This window comes from Roseateles asaccharophilus (assembly GCF_004362405.1).
GTDB lineage: Bacteria > Pseudomonadota > Gammaproteobacteria > Burkholderiales > Burkholderiaceae_C > Kinneretia > Kinneretia asaccharophila.
Window position 1 is genome coordinate 129,821 of sequence record NZ_SNXE01000010.1, and the last position, 14,537, is coordinate 144,357.

Consider the following 14,537-nt stretch of genomic DNA (forward strand, 5'->3'; position numbering starts at 1 on the left):
TCTCAAGCACAGGTTTTCTCAGCACTACAGGCCCGCCAAGCAGCAGCTTCGCGGGCCTTTGTTTTGCCTTCCTCTGTCTTCAACCCAGCCTCTCACGGAGAACGCCATGGCTGACAAGCTGATCATCTTCGACACCACCCTGCGCGACGGCGAGCAATCGCCCGGCGCCTCGATGACGAAGGACGAGAAGCTACGCATCGCCCGTCAGCTCGAGCGTCTGCGCGTGGACGTGATCGAGGCCGGCTTTGCCGCGTCCAGCAATGGCGACTTCGAGGCTGTGCGTGCGATTGCCGATGCCATCAAGGACAGCACCGTCTGCTCCCTGGCCCGTGCCAATGACCGCGACATCGCCCGCGCCGCCGAGGCGCTCAAGGGCGCGGCGCGCTCGCGCATCCACACCTTCATCGCCACCAGCGAACTCCATATGGAGAAGAAGCTGCGCATGACGCGCGAGCAGGTGCTGGAGCAGGCCAAGCTGGCGGTGCGCTTCGCCCGCAATCTGTGCGGCGATATCGAGTTCTCGCCCGAGGATGGCTACCGCTCCGACCCGGAGTTCCTGGCCCGCGTGGTGGAGGCGGTGATCGCCGAGGGCGCCACCACCATCAACATCCCCGACACCGTGGGCTATGCCATCCCCGAGCTGTATGGCGACTTCATCGCCAAGCTGCGTGCGCGGGTGCCCAACTCCGACAAGGCCATCTGGTCGGTGCATTGCCACAACGACCTGGGCATGGCGGTGGCCAACTCCCTGGCCGGCGTGAAGATCGGCGGCGCCCGCCAGATCGAGTGCACCATCAACGGCCTGGGCGAGCGCGCGGGCAACTGCTCGCTGGAAGAGGTCGTGATGGCCGTCAAGACCCGCCGTGACTATTTCGGTCTGGACGTGGGCATCGAGACCAGCCAGATCGTGCCGGCCTCGCGCATGGTCAGCCAGACCACCGGCTTCGTGGTCCAGCCCAACAAGGCCGTGGTGGGGGCGAACGCTTTTGCCCATGCCTCGGGCATCCACCAGGACGGCGTGCTCAAGGCCCGCGACACCTACGAGATCATGCGCGCCGAAGATGTGGGCTGGAGCGCCAACAAGATCGTGCTGGGCAAGCTCAGCGGCCGCAATGCCTTCAAGCAGCGCCTGCAGGAACTGGGCATCCAGCTGGAGTCCGAGGCCGAGATCAATGCCGCCTTCCAGCGCTTCAAGGACCTGGCTGACCGCAAGAACGAGATCTTCGACGAGGACATCATCGCCCTGGTGATGGATGAGTCGGTGAGCTCGGAGCAGGAGCATTTCCGCCTGCTGTCCCTGTCCCAGCGCTCGGAGACCGGTGAGCGACCGCATGCCAGCGTGGTGTTCGCCGCCGGTCCGGTGGAGCACCGGGCCGAGAGCGATGGCAATGGGCCTGTGGACGCCAGCCTACGCGCGATCGAGTCGGCCGTACAAAGTGGCGCCGAAATGCTGCTTTACTCGGTGAACGCCATCACCAGCGGCAGCACAGAATCGCAGGGCGAGGTCACGGTGCGTTTGCAGCATGCGGGGCGCGTGGTGAACGGCGTTGGTGCCGATCCCGATATCGTCGTGGCCTCGGCCAAGGCATATTTGAGCGCGCTGAACAAGCTGCAAAGCAAGATCGAACGCGTGGCAGCGCAGGGTTGAGCAGGCTCGAAAAGGCGAGGCAATACTTCAAATGCCGCGCCTAAGTTTTTGATCTTGCCCGACTTTTACCTATCACCTACACTGATGGTGACTGTTGTTGGGGGCTGGATTGAAGACTTTTGTTCGCATGTTCTCGGGAGCGGTGCTTGGCACCGCACTGCTGGTCGGAGCCCCCCTGGTCACGCAGGAGGCTCAGGCCAGCACCTCCAAAAAGGTCCAAAAGGCCCAGAAGGCCCAGAAGGCTCAAAAAGCCCCCGCGGCCAAGAGCGTGCGCAAGGCCAAGCCCGCAGCGCGGGTGCCACGCAAGGCGGCCGCGGCTGCCGTGGTGGCCGCCCGGCCCTCGTTCGGGCAGATCTACGGTCTCCACGCGACGGATGATCCCTTGGACCTCAAGTCCGCCGTGGCCTTTGTGATGGATCAGGACACCAACGAGGTTCTGCTGTCCAAGAATTCGCAGGCGGTGCTGCCGATTGCCTCCATCACCAAGTTGATGACCTCGCTGGTGGTGGTCGAGGCCGGTCTGAGCATGGACGAGATGCTCACCATCACCGATGAAGACATCGACACCGAGAAGGGCACTGGCTCGCGTCTGGCCATCGGTACGACTTTGAGTCGCGGCGAGATGATGCATCTGGCCCTGATGGCCTCCGAGAATCGTGCGGCGAATGCGCTGGGGCGTCATTACCCGGGGGGGCTGAGCGCCTTTGTCGCGGCCATGAATGCCAAGGCCCAGTCTCTGGGCATGCTCGATACGCGCTATGTGGAGCCCACCGGCCTGTCCAGCCGCAACCAGAGCAGCGCCAAGGATCTGGCCACGCTGGTCAAGGTGGCCCACGAATACCCTGTGCTGCGCGAGCTTTCGACCTCCAAGGCGCATTCGGTGACCGTCGGTCGCCGCCAACTGGCCTTTCAGAGCACCAATGGCCTGGTGCGCAGCGGTGCCTGGGATATTGGCCTGCAGAAGACAGGCTTCATCAGTGAGGCTGGACGCTGTCTGGTGATGCAAGCCCAGATGGCCGGACGCAAGGTCATCATGGTGTTCCTGGATTCGGCCGGCAAGTACTCGCGTATCGGCGACGCCGAGCGTGTTCGCAAGTGGGTGAGCAGCCTTCCCGGCACCTCCACGAGCAAGATGGATTTGCCGGGCTGATCGAAAAGTCGCGGTAAGCGACTACGTTCGCAGGTCCTCCTCGGGCCCCATCCAAAGACCGTGCTCGCGCAAGGCGGCCCATTCGGGCCCGCAGGGCGCCTTGATCTCGAGCCGGCGGCCATCCGCCGGGTGCTGAAGCTGCAGCTCGGCGGCATGCAGCCATAGACGCTGCAGACCCAGATAGCCTGCTACCGCGCGGTTCAGCGGGCCCTTGCCATGCGTGGCATCACCCAGGATGGGGTGCGCCATATGCTTGAGATGGCGCCTGATCTGGTGGCGGCGCCCGGTCTGGGGCCGGCACTCCAGCAAGGCGGCGCGGGTGCTGCTGAAGCGGGCATCGCTGCTGAGAGGCCACTCCACTCGGGCCAGGCATTGCCAAGCCGTGCGAGCCGGCAGCAGCGTCTGGCCCGCCGAGGCGCGCTCCGGATCCTTGGCCAGGGCGTGGTCGATCAGCCCCTCGTTCCGCGCAGGCCAGCCCCGCACCAGGGCCAGATAGCGCTTGCTCACCCGGCCCTGCTCAAAGGCTAGGCCCAGCTCGCTCGCCATCTCGGACGAGAGGGCGAACAGCAGCAGGCCTGAGGTGCCCTTGTCCAGCCGGTGTACCGGCCAGACCGGTCGGCCCAGCTGGTCGCGCAGCAGCTGAAGTGCAAAGACCTCCTCGTGGGCATCAAGCTGGCTGCGGTGCACCAGGAGGCCGGCGGGCTTGTTGATCGCGACCAGATGGTCGTCAGCGTGGAGGATCTGCAACATGTTCCGTGTGTTGGGCGCTGGCACTGTCCCTGGCATCGGGCTCAGGGCCGTGAAATATGCCCAGATGTGGGCTACGCCCCAAAAAGGGGGGAGTGACAGCGGGGAAACCCGGAGGAAAGAATGCTGTCATCTACCAAGCCCATCATTGTTTCAGCAGCAGCCGAACACTCCCTGGAGTACGCCATGCCCAAGACCTATACCGTCGGACACCGCCCGCTCATTCTCACGGTTCGGACATGGTTGTTGAATTTGCTGGGCCGTTCCCAGCGCTCCCAATCCTGGCCCCCCAGCAGGAAATTGGGCTGAGGCCGGACCGAGGACAGTCCTGAGGACTGTCCGACGCCGGCCGAAGGACTGGCCCTGTCCTGCAGGGCCAGGCTGGGTGCGGCGCATTGCCGTCGCCCTGTCCCGCAGGGCCAGGCTGGATGCCGCGCATCGCCGTCGCCCCGCCCCCCAGAGCGCCGCGATCACCCCACATCCCCATCCACATAGAACCAGGCGCCGTCTTCCCGGACGAAGCGGCTGGTTTCCACCAAGCGGTGCGCGCGTCCGCCCAGCTTGCTGCGGGCGACAAAGCTGACCGTGGCATGCTCGGCGTCCTGCTGTGCATGATGTTTCACCTGCAGGCCCAGCCATTGCAGCCCGGGTTCGTTCGCCTCCAGCGTGGCCGGCCGGGTGCTGGCATGCCAGCTGGCCAGGAGATAGTCGTTCAGTCCGTGCACAAAGGCGCTGTAGCGCGATCGCATCAGGCTTTCGGCGTCCGGCGCGCACAGGCCCTGACCGGCTGAGAAAGCCTGGTGCCAGCGGCCGCAGCAGTGCTGATAGCTTGCCGGGCGCCCGCAGGGGCAGGGCAGCGTGTCGTTCGAATTCATGCGGGGGGATGGTTGACTCTGCTGGCGCCGCATCATGCCTCAATCGCCGCGGTGAAGGGGCGCCGGCCCAGGGCCCGAACTCTAGAATGCCGGGATGAGTCTGCCCCCCCAAGAAGACATGTTTGCGCCACCGCCGCCGCCTGCTGGCGCCGGCCTGTTGAAGAATCTCAATCCCGAGCAGTACGCGGCCGTGACCGCGCCCGCCGAGCCCAGCCTGATCCTGGCCGGCGCCGGTTCGGGCAAGACCCGGGTGCTGACCACCCGCATCGCCTGGCTGCTGCAGACGGGGCAGGCCACGCCCGGTGCCATCATGGCCGTGACCTTCACCAACAAGGCCGCCAAGGAGATGCTCACGCGTCTGTCCACCATGTTGCCGGTGAATGTGCGGGGCATGTGGATAGGCACCTTCCACGGCCTGTGCAACCGATTCCTGCGCGCGCACTGGAAGCTGGCCGGCCTGCCGCAGGGCTTCCAGATACTGGATGCCAGCGACACGGTCTCCGCCATCAAGCGCGTGATCAAGGCCATGAAGCTGGACGAGGAGCGCTTTGTGCCCAAGCAGGTGGGCTGGTTCATCGCCGGGGCCAAGGAAGACGGTCTGCGGCCCAAGGACATCGAGCAGCGCGACGAGCAGACCCGGACGCTGGTGCAGATCTACCAGGCCTACGAGGACCAGTGCGCCCGCGAGGGCGTGGTGGACTTTGCCGAGCTGATGCTGCGCTCCTACGAGCTGATGCGCGACAACCTGGCCCTGCGCCAGCACTACCAGCACCGCTTCCAGCACCTGCTGGTGGATGAGTTCCAGGACACCAACAAGCTGCAGTACGCCTGGCTCAAGATGTTTGCGCCACCGGGCGCGGGCCAGGGCGTGTTTGCCGTGGGCGACGACGACCAGAGCATCTACGCCTTCCGCGGTGCGCGCGTGGGCAATATGTCGGACTTCGAGCGCGAGTTCCGCGTGAAGAAGGTCGTCAAGCTGGAGCAGAACTACCGCAGCTTCGGCAATATCCTGGACGCGGCCAACACCCTGATCTCCAACAACAGCCGCCGCCTGGGCAAGAACCTGCGCACCGAGATGGGCCCGGGCGAGCCCATCCGCGTGCACGAGGCGGCCAGCGACTTCAATGACGCGCAGTGGCTGATCGAGGAGGCGCAAAGCCTGCACCGCGCGGGCATGCCGCGGCAGGAAATCGCGGTGCTCTACCGCAGCAATGCGCAGTCGCGTGTGATCGAGTCAGCGCTCTTCAATGCCGGCATTCCGTATCGCGTCTACGGCGGCCTGCGCTTCTTCGAGCGCGCCGAAGTCAAGCATGCGCTGGCCTATCTGCGGCTGATCGAGAACCCGAACGATGACACCAGCTTCCTGCGCGTGGTGAACTTCCCCACCCGCGGCATCGGCGCCCGCACCATCGAGCAGCTGCAGGACGCCGCGCGCAGCAGCGGTCGCAGCCTCTGGCAGAGCGTGGGCGCGGTGGCGGGCAAGGGCGGGGCCAATCTGGTGGGCTTCACCCAGCTGGTGGACTCCATGCGCAATCTCACGCAAGGCCTGACCCTGCGCGAGATCATCGAGCAGGTGGTCGAGACCTCCGGCCTGGCGGACTTCTACCGCACCGAGAAGGAAGGCGCCGAGCGCCTGGAGAACTTGGCCGAACTGGTGAATGCGGCCGAGGCCTTTGTCACCCAGGAGGGCTTTGGCAAGGACGCCATTGCCCTGCCGGTGGACGAGACCGCGCCCGGCACCATTGCGGCCGGCCTGCCCCTGGCGGTGGCGGCCGCGGCCGTGACGCCGGATGCCGAGACGGGCGAGATCATGTCGCCCCTGGCGGCCTTCCTGACGCACGCCTCGCTGGAGGCCGGCGACAACCAGGCCCAGGCCGGCCAGGATGCGATCCAGCTGATGACCGTGCACTCGGCCAAGGGCTTGGAGTTCGACGCCGTCTTCATCACCGGCCTGGAGGAAGGCCTATTCCCGCATGAGAACTCGCTCTCCGACAGCGATGGTCTCGAGGAAGAACGCCGCCTGATGTATGTGGCCATCACGCGGGCGCGCCAGCGCCTGTACATGAGCTTCTGCCAGACCCGCATGCTGCACGGCCAGACGCGCTACAACGTCAAGAGCCGCTTCTTCGACGAGCTGCCCGAGGCCGCGCTCAAGTGGCTGACCCCGCGCAACCAGGGCTTTGGTTCGGGCTTTGCCAAGGAGTACCAGGAGGCCTGGTCGCGCGGCTCGGGGCTCAAGTCCATGGTGGGTGCTGGCCAGCGGGCCTACAGCAATGAGAAGGCGGCCTGGGTGGAGCCGCCGGTGCCGGCCTCGATGAAGAAGAAGGTGGACGAGGAGCATGGCGGCCTGCGCGTGGGCAAGGGCGTGTTCCACACCAAGTTCGGCGAGGGCGTGCTGATGACCCTGGAGGGCAGTGGCCCCGATGCGCGCGCCCAGGTCAACTTCGGCCGCCACGGCGTGAAGTGGCTGGCCCTGGGCGTGGCCAAGCTCACGCCCATCGACTGAGGGGGCCGTTAGCGGCGCGGGCGCGATCGGCAGGGGGGGGCGCCTGGCGGGCCATGCGAGATGGGCCAAAGGGTTTCGCTGGAACATCATGGAACTGTCACAGGCGGGTCATTGCGTCTGCGCAGACTGCGCGGCTTCAAGCAACCGCTAGAGGCAGTTTTCCATGTCCAAGACCTTTGCCCCCGACGAGATCGATTACAACAACAGCCGCAACGAGAACTTCGACAGCGTTTTGCAGGCGCGCCTGGCTCGCCGCTCCCTCCTTCGCGGTGCCGTCGGCAGCGCGGCGGCCGCGGTGTTTGGCGGTGTGGGCCTGACGGCCTGCGGTGGCGGCAGCGATGACGATCTGATCCCCACCCCGCCTACCGTCAAGCCCCTGGACAAGCTGGGCTTTGCGGCTGTCGCCAAGAGCCTGGAAGACAAGGTCAGCGTGCCCGCCGGCTACAGCTTCAGCGTGATCTACGCGCTGGGCGACCCGCTGCGCGCGGCGACGGCCGACTACAAGAACGACGGCAGCGACACCGATTATGAAAACCGTGCCGGTGACCACCATGACGGCATGGAGTGGTTCGGCCTGAGCGCCGATGGCAAGCCCTCGACCACGGCCGCCGATCGCGGCCTGCTGGGCATGAACCATGAGGCCACCACCGACGAGAAGCTCTCGTCTTTCTTCCTGCACGCCAATGGCGGCACCTCGACGCTGCCGCGTCCGGCCTCCGAGGTGGACAAGGAGTTGGCCATCCATGGCGTGTCCGTGGTCGAGGTGAAGAAGGCTGGCGATGGCAAGTGGTCCTATGTGAAGGATTCCGCCTTCAACTACCGCCTGACCACCCTGACGGAGATGGAAATCAGCGGCCCGGCACGTGGCAACAAGCTGCTCGTCACCAAGTACTCGCCCACCGGCACCAAGACCCGCGGCACCCTGAACAACTGCGGTACCGGCAAGACCCCCTGGGGCACGCTGCTGACGGGCGAAGAGAACTGGGCGGGCTACTTCACCCGTTCGTCCACCGATGACGCCGCACGCGGCAATGACAAGAGTGTCGCCGCGCTGAAGCGCTATGGCCGCAGCCAAGGCGCCGCTTCGCGCCATGGCTGGGAGAGCGCCGGCAGCGAAGACAAGTATGTGCGCTGGAACAACAGCAAGCTGGGCAGCTCGGCCGATGGCAGCGATGACTATCGCAACGAGATGAATGCGCAGGGCTATATCGTCGAGATCGATGCCTACGACAAGAGCAAGCTGGCCAAGAAGCGCACCGCGCTAGGCCGCTTCGCGCATGAGAGCGCTGCCTTCGGCACGCCCGTCGTGGGCAAGCCGCTGGCCGCCTATATGGGCGACGACTCGCGCGGCGAGTACATCTACAAATTCGTCAGCGCGGCCAACTGGGACGCGGCCGATGCCAACCCCGCCAACCGCATGGCCGCCGGCGACAAGTACCTGGACAGCGGCAAGCTCTATGTGGCCAAGTTCGCCAGCGATGGCAGCGGTCAGTGGATCGAGCTGGCCCTGTCCAATAGCGCGATTGCGGGCTACAGCGCCTATGCCTTCGCCGATCAGGGCGATATTTGCGTGAACACCCGTCTGGCGGCCGACGCCGTGGGCGCCACCAAGATGGATCGTCCCGAGTGGTGCTCGGTCAATCCGGCCAATGGCGAGATCTATTTCGCGCTGACCAACAACAGCAACCGCCGTGTCGAGCCCAGCAGCAGCTCGCAGATGGCGCCCGACAGCGCCAATCCGCGCGTCTACACCGATGTGAAGGGCGGCAGCAGCAACCAGACGGGCAATCCCAACGGCCACATCCTGCGCATCAAGGAAGGCTCCGCCGGCTCCACCGCCACCAGCTTCACCTGGGACGTGTACCTGTTCGGCGCCGAATCCACTGCCGCTGCGGGCAGCATCAATCTGTCCAGCCTGACCAGTGACCAGGACCTGTCCAGCCCCGACGGTCTGGTCTTCAGCCCCTCCACCGGCATCTGCTGGATCCAGACCGATGACGGCGCCTACACCGATGTCACCAACTGCATGATGCTGGCCGCCATTCCCGGTCAGGTGGGCGACGGTGCCAAGAAGACCCTCAGCTACACCAAGGCCGATGGCAGCGCCTTGAACGTGGATACCTATGTGGGCAAGGCCCCCACGGCCGACACGCTCAAGCGTTTCCTGGTCGGCCCCAAGGACTGCGAGATCACCGGCCTGTGCGAGACGCCGGACGGCAAGGCGATCTTCGTCAACATCCAGCACCCGGGTGAGGGCACGGCCATGGCCAATATTGGCGATCCGAGCAAGTACAGCAGCCAGTGGCCCAGCAACGCGGGCTATGGGGCCGGCAAGCGTCCCCGTTCTGCCACCATCGTGATCACCAAGAACGACGGCGGCCGCATCGGCAGCTAAGCCACCGCCCAATGGAAAACCCCGCCGCGGCGGGGTTTTTTCATGCCTGGCTTCGGGCGGCTCGGGCTCTTGCCGTCAGCGCCTGAAGCTTCACGAGGCGCTGGCAGCCGGGGGCTCCGGCAGATCCTTGGGGGCGCCGAACATGAAGCAGTCAATGAAGGTGAAGTACAGCGAGACGTAGAACACCGTGGACAGCAGCAGGCCCAGGGGCAGGGCCAGCATGGGCAGGATCTGGCCCAGGCCCAAGAGGCTGGTCAGCAGGGCCAGGCCCATGGACAGGCTCACGATCAGTCCCACCCAGATCAGTCCATTGAGCACAAAGGCACCGCGATTGCGCCAGACGCCCAGGGTGCTGGAGAACAGGGCCTGCAGCGCGCCCTGGCCGCCCCAGTGCACCAGGGCCGGCGCATGCCAGAAGGGCACAGCCAGCAAGGTGGCCAGGGACAGCCGGCACACCATGCCCCAGAACAGGCGCGGGTCGCCAATGGCGGCCTGCAGGGCGGCCTCATAGGCCGGGTCGTTGGCCTTGGGGTCGGCCATCAGGTCCTGCAGGTTCTGGAAGGCGCCGCCATCCACCGCATTGCTGGCCACCATCACCAGCACCGTGGCCAGGGCATAGCCCGAGCACAGGGCTAGCTGGCTGTTGCGACGTGTGGCCGTGAGCTTGAAGGGGGCCAGGAAGACGGAGGCCGTCGGATTCTGGTTCTGCAGCACCAGATGAGTGGCCAGCATGAAGCCCAGGCTCATCAGGGGCAGGCCCATCAACAGCAGCATGGAGCCGAGCACCGGCACCAGCAGGGCCAGCAAGGCGGCCAGCATGCACAGGGCCAGCAGCCCGCTCAGTGCCATGGGCCGGCGCTTGAAGATCTTGAAGCCGTGCCGCACCCAGAGCACGCCATGGCGGGCCGGTACGGTCTGCAGATGAAGGGGCAGGGAAGAGTTGGACACGGCGGCGTGCGTTGGGCGTTCAGTCTTTGAGGGCGTGCCAGGGCTCGGCCACCCGTTCGCGCAGCACGCGTTCGAAATGGCCGGGGTCATGGGGCTTGAGCAGGGCGGCGTCGCGCGGCAGGTGGAAGTCCCACAGGCGCGAGATCCAGAAGCGCAGGGCGGCGCCGCGCAGCAGGGCGGGCAGCAGGCGGTGCTCGGCACCGCTGAGCGGGCGCACGCCCTCGTAGGCATCGACAAAGGCCTGGGCGCGTGCGGCATCGAGGCGGCCGCTGGCCAGGTCGATGCACCAGTCGTTCAGGCACACGGCCAGATCGAAGAGCCAGGTGTCGACGCCAGCGAAGTAGAAGTCGAAAAAGCCGGTCAGGCGCTCCCGCCCCGGAAGTCCGCCTTCCACTTCGGCAAACATCACGTTGTCGCGGAACAGGTCGGCGTGGATGGGGCCGCGCGGCAGCTCGGCATAGCTCTGCGAGGCGGCCAGCTGCTGCTGGAACGCCAGCTCGCTGCTGATCAGCTCGGACTGTGCAGGGCTCAGAAAGGGCAGGACCACGGGCACGGTCTCGCTCCACCAGGCCAGGCCGCGCAGATTGGGCTGGCTCAAGGGGAAGTCCTGGCCGGCCAGGTGCATGCGGGCGAGCTGGGCGCCCACCTGCTGGCAATGGTGCAGGTCCGGCGCCAGCTGGTGGCCGCCGGCCAGCTTGTCCACCACGGCAGCGGGCTTGCCCGCCAGCTCGAAGAGGATTTCGCCCTGGGCGTCCGCATGCGGGGCCGGCACGGCCACACCGCGCTGCGCCAGATGCTCCATCAGGCGCAGGTAGAAGGGTAGCTGCTCGAACGTGAGCCGCTCAAACACCGTCAGCACATAGCTGCCGCTTTCGGTATTGAGGAAGTAGTTGGTGTTCTCGATGCCCGCCTTGATGCCCTGCAGGGCCTGCACGGCGCCCAGGTTCAGACGGTCGGCCAGGGCTTGAGCCTGGGCCAGGGAGACTTCGGTGAAGACGGCCATGAGGAGGAGTGGAGTCGCAATGCCGGGGCGGGGCAGGCCCCAGGGCTCAGAAATCCAGCAGGCGCCAGACGCGTTGGCCAGCGGCGCCACGGGTGGACCCGGGGCCGGCGGAGAGGTCACGGCTGCCATCGCCCATGATGATCTCGTAGGCGGGGGCCTTGCTGTTCTTGGGTTGGACCGTGACCTTCTGGGTCTGGCCGCGCACGCGCAGTTCCTCGACGCGGGTGTGGTCGTCCTCCAGCACGATCTGCTTGACCTGGGGCTCGGGCACATCCAGAGCCAGGGCCGCCGTGGCGGCCAGGCTCAGCGGGGCGGCGAGCAGCAGGGAGAGGAGCGGGCGCTTCATCGTCATGATGCTGCCATTCTAAGGCGCACCCGGCGGCGGGCCGGCTGCGGCTTCGCGGACAATCGCGCCCCATGAGCAAACCGATTCTGCTGCTGGTCGACGGCTCCAGCTTCCTGTACCGCGCCTACCATGCCCTGCCCGATCTGCGCGGCCCCGAGGGCCAGACCACCGGGGCGGTGCATGGCATCGTGGCCATGATGAAGAAGCTGCGCGATGACATCGGCGCCGAGCATGCCGCCTGCGTCTTCGATGCCAAGGGCCCGACCTTCCGCGATGAGTGGTACCCCGAGTACAAGGCCCAGCGCGCGCCCATGCCCGATGATCTGCGCGCCCAGATCGAGCCCATCCACGAGGTGGTGCGCCTGCTGGGCTGGCCGGTGCTGGAAGTGCCCGGCATCGAGGCCGACGACGCCATCGGCACCCTGGCCCGCCTGGGCGCGGCCAGCGGCCACCAGGTGGTGGTGGCCACCGGCGACAAGGACCTGGCCCAGCTGGTCACGCCCGATGTGAGCCTGATCAACACCATGGCCAAGCCGCCCGAGCGCCTGGACGAGGCCGGCGTGCTGGAGAAGTTCGGCGTGCCGCCGGACCGCATCATCGACTATCTGACCCTGATGGGCGACGCCGTGGACAACGTGCCCGGCGTCGAGAAGGTGGGCCCCAAGACCGCGGCCAAATGGATTGCCGAGCATGGCTCGCTGGACGGCGTGATGGCCAACGCCGACAAGATCAAGGGCGTGGCCGGTGAGAACCTGCGCAAGGCCCTGGACTGGCTGCCCATGGGCCGCAAGCTGGTGACCGTGCGCTGCGACTGCGATCTGGACGGTCATGTGCCCGGCTGGCCGGCCCTGGGGGCCCTGGCCCTCAAGCCGGTGGACGAGAGCGGCCTGGCCGGCTTCTACGGCCGCTACGGCTTCAAGACCTGGCTCAAGGAACTCACGGGCGAGTTGCCCGCGCCCAAGACCAAGGCCGCTGCGCCCGCTGCCGCTCCGGACGCCTCCGCCGCGCCCACCCCGCCCGCCGCGCCGCTGGAGCGCCGCTATGAGACCCTGCTGAGCTGGGAGCAGCTGGACGCCTGGCTGGCGCGCATTGAGGCTGCGCCGCTGACCGCGCTGGATACCGAGACGGATTCGCTCGACGGCATGCAGGCCCGCATCGTGGGCATCTCCTTTGCCGTGGAACCGGGCAGGGCCGCCTACATCCCGCTGCGCCACGAGGGCCCGGACGCGCCCGAGCAGCTGCCGCTGGATGCCGTGCTGGCCCGACTCAAGCCCTGGCTGGAAGATGCCAGCAAGAAGAAGCTGGGCCAGAACATCAAGTACGACAGCCATGTGTTCATGAACCATGGCATCGCCGTGGCGGGCTATGCGCACGACACCATGCTGCAGAGCTATGTGCTGGAGGCGCACAAGACCCATGGGCTCTCGGCCCTTGCCGAGCGCCATCTGGGCCGCAGCGGCATCAACTACGAAGACCTCTGCGGCAAGGGCGCCCACCAGATTCCCTTTGCCCAGGTGGATGTGGCGCGCGCCACCGAGTATTCGGGCGAGGACTCCGAGATGTGCGTGCAGCTCAGCGAGCTGCTGCTGCCCCAGATCCAAGCCGAGGCCGGGCTGAACTTCGTCTACGAGCAGATCGAGCTGCCCACCTCGGCGGCCCTGGCGCGGGTGGAGCGCACCGGCGTGCTGATCGACGCCAGCCGCCTGCAGGCCCAGAGCCACGAGCTGGCCCAGCGCCTGGTGGCCCTGGAGCAGCAGGCCTACGAGATTGCCGGCCAGCCCTTCAATATGGGCAGCCCCAAGCAGATCGGCGAGATCCTGTTCAACAAGCTGGGCCTGCCCGTGGTGAAGAAGACCGCCACCGGCGCCCCCTCCACCGACGAGGAGGTGCTGGACAAGTTGGCCCAGGACTACCCGCTGCCGGCCAAGATCCTGGAGTACCGCGGCCTGGCCAAGCTCAAGAGCACCTATACCGACAAGCTGCCCCTGATGATCAACCCGGCCACCGGCCGGGTGCACACCACCTATGCCCAGGCGGTGACGGTGACGGGGCGCCTCTCCAGCAACGAGCCCAATCTGCAGAACATCCCCATCCGCACCGCGGAAGGGCGCAAGGTGCGCGAGGCCTTCATCGCGCCGCCGGGGCATTGCATCGTCAGCGCCGACTACTCCCAGATCGAGCTGCGCATCATGGCCCATATCAGCGAGGACCCGGGCCTGCTGCGCGCCTTCCAGGAGGGGCAAGACGTACACCGCGCCACCGCTAGCGAGGTCTTCGGCGTGCCGCTGGACGAGGTCACGAGCGAGCAGCGCCGCTATGCCAAGACCATCAACTTCGGCCTGATCTATGGCATGGGCGCTTTCGGCCTGGCCCAGAGTCTGGGCATCGAGCAGAAGGCGGCCAAGGACTACATCGACCGCTACTTCACCCGCTTTGCCGGCGTGAAGCGCTATATGGACGAGACCAAGTCCCGCGCCGCCGAGCTGGGCTATGTGCAGACCCTGTTCGGCCGCCGCATCTACCTGCCTGAGATCAAGGGCGGCAACGGACCGCGCCGCGCCGGCGCGGAGCGCCAGTCCATCAACGCGCCCATGCAGGGCACGGCGGCCGACCTGATCAAGCTGGCCATGGTGGCGGTGCAGAACGAGCTCGACGCCCGCGGCCTGGCCACGCGCATCATCATGCAGGTGCACGACGAACTGGTCTTCGAGGTGCCCGAGGCCGAGCTGGACTGGGTCAAGGCCGAGGTGCCCCGCCTGATGGCCGGCGTGGCCCAGCTCAAGGTGCCCCTGCTGGCCGAGGTGGGCGTGGGCGCCAACTGGGACGAGGCGCACTGAGGTGCGAGATGCGAAAAGGGCGCCCTGAGGCGCCCCTGAGTCCAGCACGTCACGGTCGGCGCTGAGCGCCGCCGTGACCGAC

General features: G+C 66.6%; 10 protein-coding genes. 5 read left to right on the plus strand and 5 right to left on the minus strand.

Features of this window, described 5'->3' with window-relative positions:
• Positions 1 to 106: 106 nt before the first annotated feature.
• Both DFR39_RS17955 and pbpG read left to right on the plus strand, forming a co-directional pair.
• Entirely contained in the window at positions 107 to 1,648 is a 1,542-nt protein-coding gene (locus tag DFR39_RS17955; protein ID WP_133605213.1) for a 2-isopropylmalate synthase, read from the plus strand.
• A gap of 127 nt (positions 1,649 to 1,775) precedes the next feature.
• Positions 1,776 to 2,798, plus strand: a complete 1,023-nt coding sequence (gene pbpG / locus DFR39_RS17960; protein ID WP_133605214.1) for a D-alanyl-D-alanine endopeptidase — start codon at positions 1,776 to 1,778, stop codon at positions 2,796 to 2,798.
• Positions 2,799 to 2,819: 21 nt separating this feature from the next.
• Here the strand turns inward: pbpG and DFR39_RS17965 are convergent, their stop codons facing one another.
• Together DFR39_RS17965 and DFR39_RS17970 are read right to left on the minus strand one after the other, a co-directional pair.
• Positions 2,820 to 3,548, minus strand: coding sequence for a pseudouridine synthase (locus DFR39_RS17965; protein ID WP_133605215.1), 729 nt, complete (start codon positions 3,546 to 3,548; stop codon positions 2,820 to 2,822).
• Positions 3,549 to 4,015: 467 nt separating this feature from the next.
• Positions 4,016 to 4,420, minus strand: coding sequence for a YchJ family protein (locus DFR39_RS17970; RefSeq protein WP_133605216.1), 405 nt, complete (start codon positions 4,418 to 4,420; stop codon positions 4,016 to 4,018).
• Positions 4,421 to 4,514: 94 nt separating this feature from the next.
• Here DFR39_RS17970 and DFR39_RS17975 point away from each other — a divergent pair, with 94 nt between their 5' ends.
• Both DFR39_RS17975 and DFR39_RS17980 read left to right on the plus strand, forming a co-directional pair.
• Positions 4,515 to 6,926, plus strand: a complete 2,412-nt coding sequence (locus DFR39_RS17975) for a UvrD-helicase domain-containing protein (RefSeq protein ID WP_246030884.1) — start codon at positions 4,515 to 4,517, stop codon at positions 6,924 to 6,926.
• Between the two features lie 163 nt (positions 6,927 to 7,089).
• The gene (locus tag DFR39_RS17980; RefSeq protein ID WP_133605217.1) at positions 7,090 to 9,321 is read left to right on the plus strand and encodes a PhoX family protein; all 2,232 of its coding nucleotides are present in this window, start codon (positions 7,090 to 7,092) and stop codon (positions 9,319 to 9,321) included.
• A 90-nt stretch (positions 9,322 to 9,411) separates the two neighbouring features.
• On the opposite strand, the gene DFR39_RS17985 is transcribed toward DFR39_RS17980, so the two are convergent.
• Genes DFR39_RS17985 through DFR39_RS18000 form a run of 3 tightly spaced genes read right to left on the minus strand, consistent with a single transcriptional unit; the run spans position 9,412 to position 11,618 of the window.
• Positions 9,412 to 10,269, minus strand: coding sequence for a BPSS1780 family membrane protein (locus tag DFR39_RS17985; protein ID WP_162849577.1), 858 nt, complete (start codon positions 10,267 to 10,269; stop codon positions 9,412 to 9,414).
• A gap of 19 nt (positions 10,270 to 10,288) precedes the next feature.
• Positions 10,289 to 11,272 (minus strand): homoserine kinase, encoded by a 984-nt coding sequence (locus DFR39_RS17995; protein WP_133605220.1) that lies wholly within the window; start codon positions 11,270 to 11,272, stop codon positions 10,289 to 10,291.
• A gap of 46 nt (positions 11,273 to 11,318) precedes the next feature.
• Complete coding sequence (locus DFR39_RS18000; protein ID WP_133605221.1) at positions 11,319 to 11,618, minus strand: hypothetical protein; 300 nt, start codon at positions 11,616 to 11,618, stop codon at positions 11,319 to 11,321.
• Between the two features lie 71 nt (positions 11,619 to 11,689).
• Here DFR39_RS18000 and polA point away from each other — a divergent pair, with 71 nt between their 5' ends.
• The gene (polA, locus tag DFR39_RS18005; RefSeq protein ID WP_133605222.1) at positions 11,690 to 14,455 is read left to right on the plus strand and encodes a DNA polymerase I; all 2,766 of its coding nucleotides are present in this window, start codon (positions 11,690 to 11,692) and stop codon (positions 14,453 to 14,455) included.
• The last annotated feature ends 82 nt before the right edge of the window (positions 14,456 to 14,537 follow it).

Coding starts and splice junctions, on each gene's coding strand:
- DFR39_RS17955 (WP_133605213.1), top strand. CDS start 107: ATGGCTGACAAGCTGATCATCTTCGACACCACCCTGCGCGACGGCGAG.
- pbpG (WP_133605214.1), top strand. CDS start 1,776: ATGTTCTCGGGAGCGGTGCTTGGCACCGCACTGCTGGTCGGAGCCCCC.
- DFR39_RS17965 (WP_133605215.1), bottom strand. CDS start 3,548: ATGTTGCAGATCCTCCACGCTGACGACCATCTGGTCGCGATCAACAAG.
- DFR39_RS17970 (WP_133605216.1), bottom strand. CDS start 4,420: ATGAATTCGAACGACACGCTGCCCTGCCCCTGCGGGCGCCCGGCAAGC.
- DFR39_RS17975 (WP_246030884.1), top strand. CDS start 4,515: ATGAGTCTGCCCCCCCAAGAAGACATGTTTGCGCCACCGCCGCCGCCT.
- DFR39_RS17980 (WP_133605217.1), top strand. CDS start 7,090: ATGTCCAAGACCTTTGCCCCCGACGAGATCGATTACAACAACAGCCGC.
- DFR39_RS17995 (WP_133605220.1), bottom strand. CDS start 11,272: ATGGCCGTCTTCACCGAAGTCTCCCTGGCCCAGGCTCAAGCCCTGGCC.
- DFR39_RS18000 (WP_133605221.1), bottom strand. CDS start 11,618: ATGAAGCGCCCGCTCCTCTCCCTGCTGCTCGCCGCCCCGCTGAGCCTG.
- polA (WP_133605222.1), top strand. CDS start 11,690: ATGAGCAAACCGATTCTGCTGCTGGTCGACGGCTCCAGCTTCCTGTAC.